Here is a 1,086-nt window from a genome sequence, read left to right on the forward strand (position 1 = left end):
TACATCAACAGGGACGATCATCATGCGGAAGTTTCTAATGGCGTTTAGCGCGCTCTCGCTCGCAATCCCGGCCGCCGCCGTGATCCCCACGGGCAAGGCCGAGGCACGCTCGAAGCGTGAGTATCGCGGGCATGACCGTCGCTACCACGCAAAGCGTTGCCGTCATTCGAGCGGCACGACCGGCCTGGTCGCGGGCGGCGTCGGCGGCGCGGTCGCCGGCTTCGCGTGCTTCGCTGCCGATCTTGTCGGCGAGTTCGGGAGCGCCGTCGACGGCGTCCTCGATCGCCGACTTCGCGCGACCGTAGAGGTTCTGCGCACCGCCCGCGACCTGGTCGACGACGCCGTCGACCTGCCAGTCGCGGCTGCTCACGGTGTCGCCGACGGCCTTCTCGACCTTGCCGCCGACATAGCGGGCGCCGCCCTGGAATTCGTCCTTGTTCATCTCGGGTCCTCGATGTTTGAAATTGGGAAAGACGATTGCGTTACGGCAGCACGCCACAGCCCGCCGCGGCCTTGCCGACTTCGAGCGCGATCTTGGGATCGCGGAGTTCGGAGGCGACGCGGATGAGATCGGACGGGGTGAGTACGCCGGGCGTGGTGTCGCCCTGGCGATAGGCCGCGGCGGCCTTGCCGAGGCGCTGCAACTGGCCGAGCGACAGGTTCGCCTGAAGGCGCTCGCCGACGCAATCGGAGCGCGACGGATCGAGCCCGTAGCGCTGGAGCCCGGTCGAGATGCGGGTCGCGGGTGCGGCGCAACCGGCAATGGACGCCAGCAGGGCCAAAGCCCCGGTGGCGGCAGTTATGCGCTTCATGTGAGCTGCTCCAGTATATGGCCGACCGCGGTATCGCGACGGGGACTGGACGCATAACCTACCGGTAACTGCTTGGTTCCTGGTAGTTTTGTGTAGAAATACTAGGTCTATTGTACCATCTCAGGACATCGCACGCGCCGCATAAAGGCGCGCGAACCGCAGATGGAGCGACCGCGTGCTCGTGTCCTCGGCAACCTTCGCGCGGCCTTCATGCCACTCGGCTCGACGCTGAAAATAGGTCGAATCGTCGTCGTCTTCGGTGAGAAAGCGGCTG

Annotated in this window: 2 protein-coding genes; both read right to left on the reverse strand. The window is 65.6% G+C overall.

Annotated elements, in window-relative coordinates:
* Positions 1-34 precede the first annotated feature (34 nt).
* Complete coding sequence (locus U1872_RS22670; RefSeq protein ID WP_332795101.1) at positions 35-442, reverse strand: CsbD family protein; 408 nt, start codon at positions 440-442, stop codon at positions 35-37.
* A gap of 40 nt (positions 443-482) precedes the next feature.
* Complete coding sequence (locus U1872_RS22675) at positions 483-812, reverse strand: hypothetical protein (RefSeq protein ID WP_307086598.1); 330 nt, start codon at positions 810-812, stop codon at positions 483-485.
* Positions 813-1,086: the final 274 nt, after the last annotated feature.

The organism is Parasphingomonas frigoris, assembly GCF_036663815.1.
GTDB lineage: Bacteria > Pseudomonadota > Alphaproteobacteria > Sphingomonadales > Sphingomonadaceae > Sphingomonas.

Bases quoted from the DNA above. Each gene is read 5' to 3' on its own strand.
- U1872_RS22670 (WP_332795101.1), bottom strand. From the start codon at position 442: ATGAACAAGGACGAATTCCAGGGCGGCGCCCGCTATGTCGGCGGCAAG.
- U1872_RS22675 (WP_307086598.1), bottom strand. From the start codon at position 812: ATGAAGCGCATAACTGCCGCCACCGGGGCTTTGGCCCTGCTGGCGTCC.